Annotated in this window: 18 protein-coding genes; 13 read left to right on the top strand and 5 right to left on the bottom strand. The window is 66.7% G+C overall.

The annotated features are described in order from the left end of the window. Positions 1-97: 97 nt before the first annotated feature. A complete protein-coding gene (locus tag D578_RS0113055) occupies positions 98-988 on the bottom strand; it encodes a LysR family transcriptional regulator (protein WP_018950384.1) in 891 nt (296 codons plus the stop codon). Positions 989-1289: 301 nt separating this feature from the next. Then, positions 1290-1673, bottom strand: coding sequence for a hypothetical protein (locus tag D578_RS0113050; RefSeq protein WP_026287934.1), 384 nt, complete (start codon positions 1671-1673; stop codon positions 1290-1292). A 51-nt stretch (positions 1674-1724) separates the two neighbouring features. On the opposite strand from D578_RS0113050, the gene sohB reads away from it, so the two are divergent. The 6 genes from sohB (at position 1725) to D578_RS0113020 (ending at position 6771) form a co-directional block, all read left to right on the top strand. Next, positions 1725-2813 carry a protease SohB gene (gene sohB / locus D578_RS0113045; protein WP_018950383.1) on the top strand — a complete coding sequence of 363 codons (1089 nt, stop codon included), beginning with the start codon at positions 1725-1727 and terminating at the stop codon, positions 2811-2813. An 81-nt stretch (positions 2814-2894) separates the two neighbouring features. Beyond that, positions 2895-3398, top strand: a complete 504-nt coding sequence (locus D578_RS0113040) for a DsrE family protein (RefSeq protein ID WP_018950382.1) — start codon at positions 2895-2897, stop codon at positions 3396-3398. Between the two features lie 221 nt (positions 3399-3619). Continuing rightward, positions 3620-4084 (top strand): DUF302 domain-containing protein, encoded by a 465-nt coding sequence (locus D578_RS0113035; RefSeq protein ID WP_018938087.1) that lies wholly within the window; start codon positions 3620-3622, stop codon positions 4082-4084. A 110-nt stretch (positions 4085-4194) separates the two neighbouring features. Continuing rightward, entirely contained in the window at positions 4195-4698 is a 504-nt protein-coding gene (locus tag D578_RS0113030) for an ATP-dependent zinc protease (protein WP_018950381.1), read from the top strand. Continuing rightward, entirely contained in the window at positions 4695-5600 is a 906-nt protein-coding gene (gene rimK / locus D578_RS0113025) for a 30S ribosomal protein S6--L-glutamate ligase (protein WP_017941608.1), read from the top strand. Before D578_RS0113030 ends, rimK begins: the two co-directional genes overlap by 4 nt. Positions 5601-5697: 97 nt before the next feature. Continuing rightward, the gene (locus tag D578_RS0113020) at positions 5698-6771 is read left to right on the top strand and encodes a succinylglutamate desuccinylase/aspartoacylase family protein (protein WP_018938089.1); all 1074 of its coding nucleotides are present in this window, start codon (positions 5698-5700) and stop codon (positions 6769-6771) included. A 326-nt stretch (positions 6772-7097) separates the two neighbouring features. On the opposite strand, the gene D578_RS0113015 is transcribed toward D578_RS0113020, so the two are convergent. Beyond that, positions 7098-7535, bottom strand: coding sequence for a nucleoside deaminase (locus tag D578_RS0113015; protein ID WP_018950380.1), 438 nt, complete (start codon positions 7533-7535; stop codon positions 7098-7100). A 103-nt stretch (positions 7536-7638) separates the two neighbouring features. Then, positions 7639-8109 (bottom strand): aminoacyl-tRNA deacylase, encoded by a 471-nt coding sequence (locus D578_RS0113010; protein WP_018939191.1) that lies wholly within the window; start codon positions 8107-8109, stop codon positions 7639-7641. Between the two features lie 92 nt (positions 8110-8201). On the opposite strand from D578_RS0113010, the gene D578_RS0113005 reads away from it, so the two are divergent. The 7 genes from D578_RS0113005 (at position 8202) to D578_RS0112975 (ending at position 14084) form a co-directional block, all read left to right on the top strand. Next, complete coding sequence (locus D578_RS0113005) at positions 8202-9197, top strand: LLM class flavin-dependent oxidoreductase (protein ID WP_018950379.1); 996 nt, start codon at positions 8202-8204, stop codon at positions 9195-9197. A gap of 95 nt (positions 9198-9292) precedes the next feature. Beyond that, positions 9293-9826 (top strand): macro domain-containing protein, encoded by a 534-nt coding sequence (locus D578_RS0113000; protein WP_018950378.1) that lies wholly within the window; start codon positions 9293-9295, stop codon positions 9824-9826. Then, positions 9823-11244, top strand: coding sequence for a nicotinate phosphoribosyltransferase (locus tag D578_RS0112995; protein ID WP_018950377.1), 1422 nt, complete (start codon positions 9823-9825; stop codon positions 11242-11244). Before D578_RS0113000 ends, D578_RS0112995 begins: the two co-directional genes overlap by 4 nt. Further along, positions 11237-11815: an isochorismatase family protein gene (locus D578_RS0112990; protein WP_018950376.1), complete on the top strand. Its 579-nt coding sequence runs from the start codon at positions 11237-11239 to the stop codon at positions 11813-11815. The genes D578_RS0112995 and D578_RS0112990 overlap by 8 nt, the downstream gene beginning before the upstream one ends. Next, the gene (locus tag D578_RS0112985) at positions 11808-12431 is read left to right on the top strand and encodes a phosphoribosyltransferase (protein ID WP_018950375.1); all 624 of its coding nucleotides are present in this window, start codon (positions 11808-11810) and stop codon (positions 12429-12431) included. Before D578_RS0112990 ends, D578_RS0112985 begins: the two co-directional genes overlap by 8 nt. 92 nt (positions 12432-12523) lie before the next feature. Continuing rightward, positions 12524-13720, top strand: coding sequence for a tryptophan synthase subunit beta (gene trpB, locus D578_RS0112980; protein WP_018950374.1), 1197 nt, complete (start codon positions 12524-12526; stop codon positions 13718-13720). 97 nt (positions 13721-13817) lie between these two features. Beyond that, entirely contained in the window at positions 13818-14084 is a 267-nt protein-coding gene (locus tag D578_RS0112975; RefSeq protein ID WP_018950373.1) for a DksA/TraR family C4-type zinc finger protein, read from the top strand. A 7-nt stretch (positions 14085-14091) separates the two neighbouring features. Here the strand turns inward: D578_RS0112975 and D578_RS0112970 are convergent, their stop codons facing one another. After that, a complete protein-coding gene (locus tag D578_RS0112970; RefSeq protein WP_018950372.1) occupies positions 14092-14397 on the bottom strand; it encodes a hypothetical protein in 306 nt (101 codons plus the stop codon). Positions 14398-14511: the final 114 nt, after the last annotated feature.

Raw genomic sequence — 14511 nt, 5'->3', positions numbered from 1 at the left:
TCCTTGTTGTGGTTTCGTGTTGGGTTCTGCTTTGTGGCCATTGTCCGGCGCGGGCGGGGGCTTCGCGGGCAAGCCCGCTCCCACAAGCGATGGTTGGCTACTTAGGCTCGCCTCGGAAGGCCTGTTCCAGTGCGTCCATCAGGGACTGGCTGGCCGCGCCGGCGCGGTCGCGATCGGCATGCGTGATGTAGAACGGCACCGCGTGACGCGCCCCGGCCTCCAGGTTCAGTTCGACCAGGCCCCCGGCGGCAAGATCCTTGGCGATCCGGTCCTCCGGCATCCAGGCGAAGCCGATACCGGAGCGCAGGATCTCGCAGGCCGTCCCCATGTGCGAGACCGTCCAGCGCTGGTCGGCCTCCACCCAGCCGCCCTCGCCGGAGGCCTGAGCGCCCGAGTCCCGCACCACCACCTGACGGTGTGCCTGCAGGTCGCGCCGTCTCAGCGCCGCCCCGGCCTGCGCCAGGGGATGCGAGGGGTGCGCCACGCAGACCATCGACAGCTCGCCCAGGCAGCTCCCGAGATAGCCGGATGGCAGTTCCGGGCCCAGCAGGATATCCACCGCCGCGTCGCACAGCATGTCCGGTCCGCCGTTCAGCACCACCTCGTGCAGCTGGACACGGGTGGCCGGGTAGGCCCGCGAGAACGCCTCCAGGGCCCCGATCACCGGCGCGCGCGGGAGGAGCTGGTCCACCGCCAGCCGGATTTCGGATTCCACCCCCGCGGCCAGTGCCCCGGCCAGGGTCTCGATCTCCGCCGCCTCTTCCAGCAGGTGGCCGGCCCGGCGCAGCAGCGCCTCGCCGGCCGCAGTGAGCACCGCCTTGCGGCCCTTTACCTCGAAGACGTCGACGCCCAGCTGTTCTTCCAGCTTCTGCACCGCGTGGTTGATGCTCGACGGACTCTTGTGCACCCGTTCCGCAGCACGCGCGAAGCCGCCGGCTTCCACCACCGCCTGCAGCATGCGCCACTGCTCGAGGGTGACGCGGATCAATCTACCCGCTCGCGTTGGTGCCCCAGGTTTCCCGAGACCAAGCGCGGCGCGCAGCCGGTAGTGATGGTACCGGCCGGTTTTTGCCTGTCTCGGGTCGCAACGCAGGGTCGGGAAACCTGGGGCGCCAACCCCACAAACCATTGAATGACGCGGCTCGGGCGCGTTTGCCTTCTAAAGTCGGGCCCGCTGACGGCGTTGCGGCTCCCTTGTGCAGAGCGACTGCACGGCAGTCGCCGCGCCTTGTCAGCGAGCAAAATCGACTCGAGCGCGAACGGGACCATTAATCCGCGTCCCCCTGGGATTACTCGGGGCATCCGCAGCCCGGGTTGTGGGTCCGCGCATGCCATTCCTCGCGGAGGTGGGCGTAGGCGGCGCCCGTCAGCAGGACCAGGTGTACGGTGGAGGGGTAAATCCGACCGTCCAGGCGCAGGGTCTCGGTGAGTTCGGGGTCGCGGCCTTCCGGGATGTAGAAGAAGTCCACGCCCTCGCGCAGCTGATCCTTGCGTGCCTTGAACAGGCGAAAGGCCGTGCCCTTGGGCACCCCGTTCCATGCGTCGACCTGGCGCAGGCTCAGGGTCGCATATCCGGCATGAATGATCGGTTCCGGCACCGGACCAGCTGCGGAACCTTCCTGGCCGTGAAACCGTCCCGCGCTACGGGGGTCTTCAACTGTATCGGTATTCATGCTGGCATTATGCATGGGCGGACAACCCGGCTCATCACGCAAGGACATTGAATGGAATTTCTTCAGGAATACGGACTCTTCCTCGCCAAGGCCGTCACCGCCGTCATTGCCGCGCTCATTGTGTTGAGTGCGGTCACCGGCCTGGTCGCCCGGTCGCGGGAAGGCAGGCCGGACCGCTTGAACGTCAAACGCCTGAACGATCGCTTCGAGCGGATGGAGAAGACCGTGCGCCGGGCGGTGGAACGCCGCCGCGGCCGGGTGGAACGCCTGCGCAACTGGGCCACGCGCAAGCTGGCGCGCAAGGGCACCGGGGACTCGACCACCGAGGCCTCCTCCGGAACCGCAGAGACCGACCACCCGAGCGACGCACAATCCGACGGCGCGGCCGCCGAACGCCCGCGCGTGTACGTCCTGCGCTTCGACGGCGATATCCGCGCCTCCAGCGTGGAGAGCCTGCGCGAGGAAGTCACCGCCATCCTCACCATGGCGCGTCCGGAGCAGGACCGCGCCATCGTCTGCCTGGAGAGCCCGGGCGGGCTGGTGCCCTCCTACGGGCTCGCGGCCGCCCAGCTGGCGCGCCTGCGCGAGGGTGGGCTGGACCTGACCGTGGCGGTGGATCGCGTCGCCGCGAGCGGCGGCTACATGATGGCGGCGGTCGGTCACCGCATCGTCGCCGCCCCGTTCGCGGTTCTCGGCTCCATCGGCGTAGTGGCGCAGATCCCCAACTTTCACCGCTGGCTGTCGCGCAACGATATCGACGTCGAGCTGCTCACCGCCGGCGAGTACAAGCGCACCCTGACCATGCTGGGCGAGAACACCGATGAGGGCCGCAAGAAATTCCGCGAACAGCTGGAAGAGGCCCACGAGCTGTTCAAGACCTTCCTTCTCCGCTACCGGCCGCAACTGGACCTGGAGCAGGTCGCCACCGGCGAGCACTGGTACGGCGAACAGGCGCGCGAGATGGGGCTGGCCGACGAACTGCGCACCAGCGACGACCTGCTGCTGGAACTGACCCGCGAGGCGGATGTCTTTGAGCTGACCTACCACCGTCCCCAGACCCTGGGCCGGCGGATCACCTTTGCGATGGAATCGATCCTCGAGCGCGTACTGCGCAGCCAGGGGCCGGAAACCCGGATGTGAGGCGCAGCCGTCATGGAAGGCTCTGCAGCGCCCAAACGTCCATCCCATACGAGCACGAGCCACTGCCACAAGGAGTCCCCGATGAAACGAAACAACCGCCCGCTGACCCGCCTCTTGCTGATCCTGCTGGCCGCCGCCAGCCTCCTGGCCACGCCGCTGGCGGCCAGTGCGGACGACAATCTGCCGTGGGGCTCGGCCGAAAAGATGGACCGGCAGTACGAACCCCGCAAGGTGGTCTATGACGTGTACACCAGCAGCCCCCGCGAGCTGGAGGGAGTACTGGACCGCGTGAGCATGCTGAACAACATCTACGAGGCCGACCCGTTCGAATCGCACATCGTGATGGTCCTGCACGGTGCCGAGGTCCCGTATTTCACTCGCGACGAGTTCGGCGAGCATGAAGAGTTGATGCGCCGTGCGCGCTCGCTCACCCAGGCCGGCAACATCGAGTTCCGCATGTGCGAGGCCTCGGCCCGCCTGCGCGGTATCGAGCTGGAGGACATCCACGGTTTCGTGAACGTGGTGCCCATGGCCGATGCCGAGATCATCGAGCTGCAGCACGAAGGCTACTTGCTGATGCAGTAGCGGTCTGCGCAGGCCACCTCCCGGCCCCCGCAGCCGGGCGGCACCTCACGTGCCGCAATGGGCACGTACAGGCATCGTCCCACGGCCGAATCATGGTTCTGCGAACCAGTCACTGAAAAAGTTTGCAGGGGTCGTCTAGCTTCAACAGGCGTGATGACGCAGCCGCTTGGCTGATTGTCGCCACGCACTCAACGAACCCATCACTGGACAAGGACTTTGTCATGAAGAAGACGCTACTGACCGTCCTGCTGCCCCTGGCCCTGACCGCGACCCCGGTGCTGGCCGCCGACGTACCCGGGATGATCGCCAAGGCCAGCCCGCATTCGGCCTCCGAAACCCTGGACCGGCTGGAGAACGCCCTGGCGGCCAACGATATCGGCGTCGCCCTGCGCTGGGATCACGCCGCCAAGGCGGACGGCGTGGATATCGAACTCGGCCCGACCGAACTCCTGATGTTTGGCAACCCGGCGCTGGGCAGCCAAATGTTCACCAGCCAGCAGACGGCCGGCATCGACCTGCCGATGAAGGCCCTGGCGTGGACCGACGCGGACGGCCAGACCTGGCTGGCCTACAACGATCCGGAATGGATAGCCGAGCGCCACGGGATCGAGGACCGCGACGACATCCTCGATACCATGAGCAATGCGCTGAACAACCTGACCAACGCGGCAATCGCCGAGGACTAAGCACTTCCTCGTCCCCCGTACAGGGAGCAGGTGACCCGCCGCAGGTCACTCGCGCCGGGCCGGCGATTCGTTATAGTGAGGCTTCCATCCTTTACTTTCCGGGAGCCGACGTGGATCGCCCGTCCCCTTCCAGCCAGACCCCACCCGATATCCGCGACCGGCCCATCCTCGGCTGGCGCGAATGGGTCGGCCTGCCCGATCTCGGCATCCCCGCGATCAAGTGCAAGGTCGATACCGGCGCACGCAGTTCCGCGCTGCATACCTTCCGGATCGAACCCTTCACTCGCGATGGCCACGAGTGGGTGCGCTTCGGCATTCACCCCCACCAGCACGATTCCGAGACCGAAATCTGGTGTGAGGCACCGGTGCTGGATGTCCGCAAGGTGACTGATTCCGGTGGCCACACCGGGGAGCGCTACTTCATCATCACCCACGTACAACTTGGTGCCCTGGTTTTGCCGGTTGAACTTTCCCTGACCAGCCGCGATACCATGCTTTTTCGCATGCTGCTCGGCCGCGAGGCCATGCGCGGTCGCTTCCTTGTCGACCCCCAGACCTCGTTTGTCGCCAGCCATCGACCTTCACTCTCAACAGCCCAGCAGGCGCCTGAATGAAACTCGGCATCCTTTCGCGCAACAGCAAACTCTATTCCACCCGACGCCTGGTTGAGGCCGCGGACCAGCGGGGCCACGAGGTCCGCGTGGTGGATCCATTGCGCTGCTACATGAACATCACCGCGCACAGCCCGCAGATCCACTACAAGGGCGACATCCTCGACCAGTTCAACGCGGTCATCCCGCGGATCGGGGCCTCGATCACCTTCTACGGGACCGCCATCCTGCGGCAGTTCGAGATGATGAACGTCTATCCGCTGAACGAGTCGGTGGCAATCTCGCGTTCGCGCGACAAACTGCGCAGCCTGCAATTGCTCTCGCGCCGCGGCATCGGCCTGCCGGTAACCGGGTTTGCCCACTCGCCGGACGACATCGATGACCTGCTGGCGACCGTGGGCGGCGCGCCCTGCGTGATCAAGCTGCTGGAAGGCACGCAGGGGCTGGGCGTGGTGCTCGCCGAGACCAAGCAGGCCGCCGAAAGCGTGATCCAGGCCTTCATGGGCCTGAAACAGCACATCCTGGTGCAGGAGTACATCAAGGAGGCCAAGGGCTCGGACATCCGCTGCTTCGTCATCGGGGACAAGGTCGTCGCCGCGATGAAGCGCCAGGCCAAGGAAGGCGAGTTCCGCTCCAACCTGCACCGCGGCGGGAGCGCCTCCCTGTGCCGGATTACCCCGGAAGAACGTGCCACGGCCGTACGCGCGGCCAAGGTCATGGGCCTGAACGTCTGTGGCGTGGATCTGCTGCGCTCCAACCATGGCGCGGTGGTGATGGAGGTGAACTCCTCGCCCGGCCTGGAGGGCATCGAGAATGCCTCGGGCAAGGACGTGGCGGGCATGATCATCGAGTTCATCGAGAAGAACGCCAAGCCCAACCGGACGAAGACCAAAGGGAGCGGCTAGTGTCCTCGAGTCGCAGGGCTACACTTCACTCGCAGCGGCTGATGAGCACGCAAAAGCGACGCGCGCGTGAATATGCACGTTATTCGGTGGCTCCCTGATGCCCGGCATACCCCGGTCGCTGCGCAACCAGCCGATCACGATTGGCGGCACCACCACCCGACCCGGCGAGCGGCGCACAGTGGAGCTGGAACTGGGGGCGCTGTACACCCACACGCCGACCAACATGCCGGTACAGGTGCTGTGCGGTCGCCGCAAGGGGCCTGTGCTGTTCGTCAGCGCCGCCATCCACGGCGACGAGATCAACGGCGTCGAGATCATCCGCCGCCTGCTGAAGGTGCCGGCCCTGCGGCGCATGAAGGGCACACTGATTGCCATCCCTGTGGTCAACATGCACGGCTTCATCAACCAGAGCCGCTACCTGCCGGACCGGCGTGACCTGAACCGCTGCTTCCCCGGCTCGCCGAAGGGCTCACTGGGGGCTCGCGTCGCGCGCCTGTTCATGCGCGAGATCGTGCAGCACTGCACCCACGGCATCGACCTGCACACCGGCGCCATCCACCGCTCCAACCTGCCGCAGATCCGCGCCAACCTCGATCACGCCGAGACCCTGGATCTGGCGCGCGCCTTCGGGGCCCCGGTGATCCTCAACTCGGCCCTGCGCGACGGCTCCCTGCGCGAAGCCGCCGCGGAACGGGACGTCCCCATCCTGCTGTACGAGGCCGGCGAGGCCCTGCGCTTCGACGAGCTCTCCATACGCGGCGGGGTGCACGGCATCATCGAGGTCATGCGTCACCTGGGGATGCTGCCGGCCGTACGCCGGCGCCCGCCCAAGGAACCCATCATGGCGCGCACCAGCGGCTGGGTCCGCGCGCCGCAAAGCGGCATCCTGCGCACCTTCGTGCGCCACGGGGACCGCGTGGTCCGCGACCAGACCCGCCTGGCGATCGTCTCCGACCCCTTTGGCGAGACCGAGGCCGAGATCCTCGCCCCGGCCTCCGGCATCATCATCGGTCAGCTCAACCTGCCGCTGATCAACGAGGGGGATGCCCTGTTCCACATTGCCCAGTTCAACCGCACGGACCTCGCCGTGGAACGCCTGGAGACCTTTCAGGAAAACCTGGAGGCCAGCGACTACCCCTACGCCGATCAGCAGCGGCTCGAGACACCCTGAGGGAGATGCTGATCCATTCGCGCCTCCGCGCTCGAACTGATTTTGCTCGCTGACAAGGCTCGGTGAGTGACGCATAGCCGAGCTTTATTCGCGAGCCGCAACACGGTCAGCGGGCCCGAATTTAGAAGGCAAAGGCGGCCGAGCCCTCAAGGGGTTGGTGCCCCATTTTCCCCGATACTGCGTTGCGCCGCTTGACCGTAGAATGACTACGGCGCTGCGCACCGCGCCTTGTCTCGGAAAAAATGGGGCGCCAACGCGGAGGCGCGAATGGATCAGCATCTCCCTGAGGGAAACGCCGGGCCCGGCTCTCACGCCGGCTAACCGGCTCAGTGGCCGATATCCTCGTGCCACAGCTCGGGGTGCGTCTCGATAAACGAACGCATCAGCTCGCGGCAGCCCGGGTCCTGGACCACGTCCACCTGGATGCCGTGACCGCGCAGCCACGCCTCCTCCCCCAGGAACGACTCGTTCTCCCCGATCACCACTCGCGGGATGCCGTACAGCACGATGGCCCCGCTGCACATCGCACAGGGTGAAAGCGTGGTGTAGAGCGTGCATTCGCGATACACCTGCACCGGCTGGCGGCCGGCGTTCTCCAACGCATCCATCTCCGCATGCAGGATCGCGCTGCCCTGCTGCACCCGCCGGTTGTGCCCACGCCCGATCACCTCGCCCCGGTGCACCAGCACCGAACCGATCGGGATCCCCGCCTCGCCCAGGCCCTCGCGCGCCTCGTCCAGCGCCATCTCCAGAAACGGATCCATCGTCGTCATTCAGTCGCCTCAACTCGCAGCATTCGGCCCGACCATAGACGAACGGGTGGCGCAAAATCGACTCCACAACCTCGAGTCGCTGATGGATTTAATGTCACACATGCGCACTGAACTGGCCGTGCCTCGCCTCGCCCAGCAGGTACACGAAGTCCGCTTCGCGCAGCTGGACGAGCGACTCGTGATCGCCGGCCTCGAAGTACACGTGCGGCTGCTCCAGCAGGCTTTCATCCACCAGGGTCGCCAGCCCGTAGGCGGGCCCAAGGGCGGGGATCGCACCACGCTCGCAGTCGGCGAAGACGCTGGCAACCTCACCGCCGGTGGCCAGGCCCACGTGTTCGCCCAGCAACCGGTGCAACTGCCCCAGTTTCACGCGGCGGGTGGCGGGAACAACGGCCAGCAGATACTGCCCGTCCTCCACCAGCAGTACCGCCTTGGCCACGGCGTCGCCCGGCACATGGGCCGCCTCGGCGGTGCGGCTGGCCGACTCGGAATGCGGATGGTGCACCAGCTGGTAAGTCACCGCATGCTCGTCCATAAAGTTGTTCAGGGTCCTGGCAATACTCATGGCGCGCCCTCCGCAATGCCTCCCTTCGACTATAGACCCCGCCGTGATTGCCGACGCCTGCAGCGGGCAGGCGCCGGCGTACAATCAGGCACATGACTGCCTTTTCCGTACTCGACCTCGCCCCGATCACCGCCGACGGGGACGCCACCCATGCGTTGCACAACACCCTCGATCTTGCGCAACACGCCGAGGCCCTCGGCTTCCAGCGCTACTGGCTGGCGGAGCACCACAACATGCCCGGCATCGCCAGCGCAGCCACGGCGGTGGTGATCGGCCAGGTGGCCGCAGCCACACAGCGCATTCGGGTGGGGGCCGGCGGGATCATGCTGCCGAACCATGCCCCGCTGGTGATCGCCGAGCAGTTCGGCACCCTGAACGCGCTGTATCCGGGCCGCATTGACCTCGGGGTGGGGCGCGCCCCCGGCACCGACCCGACCACCGCGCGCGCCCTGCGCCGGGCCCCGGATATCGACCCGGACCAGTTCCCGCGCGATGTCGCCGAGCTGCTGGGCTATTTCGACGCCCCCCAGCCGGATCAAGTGATCCGCGCCATCCCCGGCGCCGGCCAGCATGTGCCGGTGTGGATCCTGGGTTCCAGCCTGTTCGGCGCCCAGCTGGCCGCGCAGATGGGCCTGCCGTATGCGTTTGCCTCGCACTTCGCCCCCGGACATTTGATGAATGCGCTGGAGCTGTACCGCAGCCAGTTCCGGCCGTCCGCATGGCTCGACCGCCCCTACGCGATGCTCGGCTACAACGTGTATGCCGCCGACTCCGACGCCGAGGCCCGGACCCTGGCCAGCTCCATGGAACAGGCCTTCGTCAGTCTGCGCCGGGGTCGCCCCGAACCGATCCAGCCGCCGGTCGAGGGCTACCGCGAGCGCCTCGACCGCGCCGAACGTGCGATCGTCGAACAGACCATGGCCTGTTCCGCGATTGGCGCGCCGGATACGGTGGAAACCGAGATCCGCCAGTTTCTCGACCAGACCGGCGCCGACGAGCTGATCATTACCACTTCCACCTACGACCATACGGCGCGACGCCGCTCGCTGGAACTGTCCGCGGAGGTCCGCGACCGCATCGCCAGGTAAGTAGGGATCGACTGTTCACCCGACCGAAATGGGTGCCCTATGCTTGAGGCAGGGGCCGAAGTGGCCGAGACCATTCAGAGACCGGGGGAGAACACATGCGCGTCAAGGTCCACGGCGTCACCATCGAATGCACCACGGGCGATATCACCCTCCAGCGCGACATGGATGCGGTCGTCAATGCCGCCAACGCCTGGCTGCGGCCCGGGGGCGGCGTGGCCGGGGCCATCCACCGCGCCGCGGGGCCCGGGCTGGAGCGCGAGTGCCAGCCCCTGGCCCCGATCGAGCCGGGACAGGCCGTACTGACCGGCGCCCACAACCTGCCCAATCGCTTCGTGATCCACTGCCTGGGGCCGGTCTACGGGCACGACGAACCGGCCAGCCGCCTTCTGGCGGCCTGCTATCGCAACGCCCTCACCCGCGCCGAGGAGGCCGGAGCCGCCAGTATCGCGTTTCCCGCGCTGTCCACCGGGGCCTTCGGCTACCCAGTCGAGGAAGCCGCCCGCATCGCCCTGGAGACCGTGATCGCCGCTACGCCTCGACTGGATGCCGTCAGCCATATCCGCTTCGTGCTGCACAGCAAGGATGATCACGACATCCACGTCCGGATCCTGGAGGAGCTGAGCGCATGACCGGGGCCGGGCGCACAATGACCGCGAATGGCGACGGCCTGGCGCTCTTCACCGACCTCTACGAGCTCTCCATGCTCCAGGCCTATTTCGAAGAGGACCTGCACGAGTCGGCGGTCTTCAGTCTGTTCGTGCGCCGCCTGCCGCACCGACGCAACTACCTCCTGGCCTGCGGACTGGATACGGTCCTGGAACAACTCGAAGGCCTGCGTTTCGAGCCGTCGGATCTCGACTACCTGGGCGGCCTCGACCGCTTCTCCGACCGGTTCCTGCGCTGGCTGGAGACCTTCCGCTTCTCCGGCACGGTCCGCGCCGTGCCCGAGGGCACCCCGGTCTTCGCCAACGAGCCCATCCTCGAGGTCACCGCGCCGCTCCCCGAGGCCCAGCTGATCGAGACCCTGGTGATGAACCAGATTCATCTGCAAACGGTGCAGGCCAGCAAGGCCGCCCGCCTGGTGACCGCGGCCGGCAGCCGGCCGGTGGTCGATTTCGGGGCTCGCCGCATGCACGGGCTGGATGCCGCACTGAAGGGCGCGCGCGCCTTCCATATCGCGGGCGTCGCCAGCACTTCCAATGTACTGGCAGGCAAGCAGTACGGCGTACCGGTGAGCGGAACCATGGCCCACAGCTACATCCAGGCGCACCATGACGAATCCGAGGCCTTCGCCGCGTTTGCCCGTCTCTATCCGGAAACGGTCCTGCTGGTGGATACCTACGACACCCTCGAAGGGGTGCGCCGGGTCATCGAGCTGAACCGTGAGCTGGGCGATGACTTCCGCGTACGCGCCGTTCGCCTCGACTCCGGTGACCTGGGAGCGCTGGCGCGGCAGGCACGACGAATGCTGGATGATGCGGGCCTGCAACGGGTCGGGATCTTCGCCAGCGGCGGGCTCGACGAAGACGTGATTGCCGAGCTGCTGGCACACGCTGCACCGATCGATGCCTTCGGGGTCGGCACCAGCATGGGCATTGCCACCGATGCCCCCGACCTGGACATTGCCTACAAGCTGGCCGAATACGCCGGCGAGGGGCGTCTCAAGCTCTCCAGCGGCAAGCCCATTCTGCCGGGCGCCAAGCAGATCTATCGGCGTCGGGAAGGCAACCGGTTCGCGGGCGACACCATCGGGCGCGAGGATGAGACCCAGCCCGGGGAGCCGCTGCTGCAGCCCGTGATGCGTGACGGCCAGCGCCTGCCGGGACATGCTCGCGACCTGGATACGCTGCGCGAATATGCCCGCGGGCAACTGGAACAACTGCCGCCCGGGATCCGCGCCATCGAGCCCGCCGAAACGCCGTACCCTGTGGCCATCAGTCCGGCGCTGCAGGCCCATCAGGATGCAGTGACCCGCACCATTCAGGCCCGCTACGCCGCATCGGGTCGAACGTCCGAAACTGGAGACGGAGACCACTCAAATGACTAACGATCCGCACAATCACCTGCAAGCCGGCGACGCCCTGCTGGTGATCGACGTACAGAACGATTTCTGCCCCGGCGGCGCGCTGGCCATCGAGGACGGGGATACCGTGATCCCGGAACTTAACCGCTGGCTGGAGGCGGCCGCCGCGCTGGATATTCCGGTCTATGCCTCGCGCGACTGGCACCCGGCCGGACATGCGAGCTTCGCGGAACGAGGTGGGCCCTGGCCCCCGCACTGCCTGCAGGATTCGCCCGGGGCACGCTTCCACGCGGACCTGGCCCTGCCCACCGGCACCATCAAGGTCACCAAGGGGGTACGCTTCGATCAGGACCAGTACTCCGCCTTCGACCAGACCGGGCTGGCGGACGAACTGCGCCACCGAGGTGTGACGCGCATCTGGCTGGGCGGACTGGCCCTGGACGTATGCGTGGCGGCAACCGCCCTGGACGGGCGCAAGGAAGGGTTTGACGTTCACCTGATCCCTTATGCCTCGCTGCCGATTTCGCCGCAGGGCGGCACGGAGGCGCGCGCGAAGATGAAGGAAGCGGGCGTGGAGATCGCCGAGCATGGCTGAACCCGGCAAGATGCCCGTGCAGTTGATCTCGGTCGAGGAGGTGGTCGGCGCCGCCGACGACCTGGCACGCCAGATACGGGCCAGCGACTTTCGGCCGGACAGCATCGTCGCCATCGCCCGCGGCGGATTCATGCCGGCGCGCTTTTTGTGCGACTTCCTCCACGTGCACAAGCTGCTCAGCCTGAAGGTCGAGCACTACACCTCGGGTGCCCGTGAAAAACAGCGAGCGGCGGTAACCGTCCCGCTGGCCGGGGATGTGCGCGGTGAACGGGTCCTGCTGGTGGACGACGTCAACGACTCCGGCGACACCCTGGTGGCCGCCCGCCCCCACCTGGAGGGCTTCGAGCCGGCCACCGTGCGCACCGCCGTGCTGCATGAAAAGACCAGCACCCACTGCCGCGCCGATTTCCACAGTCAGGCCGTGCAGGAGTGGCGCTGGATCCTCTACCCCTGGGCCATCATCGAGGATGTCGGCCAGTTCGCCCGCGAGATGGACCCGGCCCCGACCACCGCCGCCGAACTGAACACCCGTCTGCAGCAGGACTACGGCCTCGAGCTCGACCCGGCCCAGATGGACCGCGTAATCCGCTATAACGACCTGCCTTTTTCCGCTTAGAGACCGCTGCTCGGGACCCACACGGGTTGGCAATCGGGTTCCGGGAACGGATGATATGGACCCGGCCCACCAACCTGGCACCGAGACCGCCCATGTCGTATCTCAAGGACTACCCCAACCCGGAAGGCTACTTTGGCGAATTCGGCGGCGCCTTCCTGCCACCGGAGCTGGAGCCGCATTTCGCCGAGATCAACCACGCCTATCGGACCCTGGCGCGCTCCGGGGACTTCCTGAACGAGCTGCGCTACATCCGCAAGCACTACCAGGGGCGCCCGACGCCGGTGTACTACGCCCATAACCTGAGCCGCTCGGTGGGCGCGCAGATTTACCTCAAGCGCGAAGACCTGAACCACTCCGGCGCACACAAGCTGAACCACTGCATGGGCGAGGCGTTGCTGGCCAAGCACATGGGCAAGCGCAAGCTGATCGCCGAGACCGGGGCCGGCCAGCACGGCGTCGCGCTGGCCACCGCGGCCGCCTACTTCGGCATGGAGTGCGAGATCCACATGGGCGAGATCGACATCGCCAAGGAATCACCCAACGTGACCCGCATGAAGCTGATGGGGGCCCAGGTGGTGCCCGTGTCCTTCGGCGGACGTTCGCTGAAGGAGGCCGTGGATTCCGCCTTCCAGTCCTACCTGTCGCAGGCAGACGAGGCCCTGTTCGCGATCGGGTCCGTGGTCGGGCCGCACCCGTTCCCGCTGATGGTGCGCAACTTCCAGGCGGTGGTCGGCATCGAGGCACGCGAGCAGTACCTGGAGATGAGTGGCGGCGAACTCCCTGATCACGTGGTGGCCTGCGTCGGCGGTGGGTCCAACGCCATGGGCATGTTCGCCGGCTTCATCGAGGACGACCAGGTGCAGCTGAACGGCGTGGAGCCGCTGGGGCGCGGCACCAAGCTCGGCGAGCACTCGGCCACCATGACCTACGGCAAGCCCGGCATGATCCACGGCTTCAAGTGCATGCTGCTGGCCGACGAGGACGGCAACCCGGCCCCGGTCCACTCCATCGCCTCCGGGCTGGACTACCCCGGCGTCGGCCCCGAGCACTCCTACCTCAAGACCACCGAGCGCGTCGCCTACCACGCGATCAACGACGACGCGGCCCTGGATGCCTTCTACCAGCTCTCGCGCACCGAAGGCATCATCCCGGCGCTGGAAAGCGCCCATGCGGTGGCCTGGGCCATGAAGCACGGCCGCGAGAACCCGGGCACGACGATCCTCGCCAATCTCTCCGGACGGGGTGACAAGGACATCGACTACGTCGCCCGCGAGTTCGGCCACGGATAGCCCGCCTCGCCAACGGTGGCTCGAAACCTGCGCTACGGGAACTTCCGGCCAGGGTGCGCCGGTCTCAGACTTATTGACCACGGTCGGAGGACGAGCGATGGCAGGCGGATGGGCAAAAGACGGCGCGGAGCAGGAGCAGATCGACAACACGGTCGAGGATGCCCTGCAGCGGGTGCGCAGCCAGATACCCGCCGGCGACAGCCTGACCGAGTGCGAGGAATGCGGGGCGCCGATTCCCGAGGGCCGGCGCCAGGCCCTGCCGGGCGTGCGCCTGTGCGTGGCCTGCCAGGAAGCAGAGGACGCCGAACAGCAGACCACCAGCCCCTACAATCGGCGGGCCTCCAAGGACAGTCAGCTGCGTTGAGCTTGCTCTACAGGTACTTCATCCGGCCCCGGATGGACTCCAGATCGGATGCGACGTCCTTAAGCGTCGCGCCATCGTCGTCACTGCCAACCACGAGCCCCTTGCCGGAAACCGGGATCACGCTGTCGATCTGAAAGCGCCCGGTGGTCCCGCGCAGGAAGCACTCTTCGTCGAAGAACAGGCGATCGCCATCCGGCCCGATTTCGTCGGACTCGAGCGTGTCGTACCCGATCAGCCGGGCGATGTCGTCACGCCCTTCGACGTCTACCCCTTCGATCGTCTGCTGCTCCGGATCAATCAACAAGGCCTTCATTCGTTTCCCCTCTGCACGGGTGGTTCATCGTCGCTACTAAGGTAACGGTGCAGGGACCGCGGGGCCACTGCGAGCATGTCCGCGTGCATCTGCCACTTCCGGGAGACGCTGATC

The organism is Thioalkalivibrio sp. ALMg11, assembly GCF_000377905.1.
Taxonomy (GTDB): Bacteria; Pseudomonadota; Gammaproteobacteria; order Ectothiorhodospirales; family Ectothiorhodospiraceae; genus Thioalkalivibrio.
Note: the sequence above shows the minus strand (reverse complement) of the source record. Positions and strands in the feature narration are given on the sequence as shown.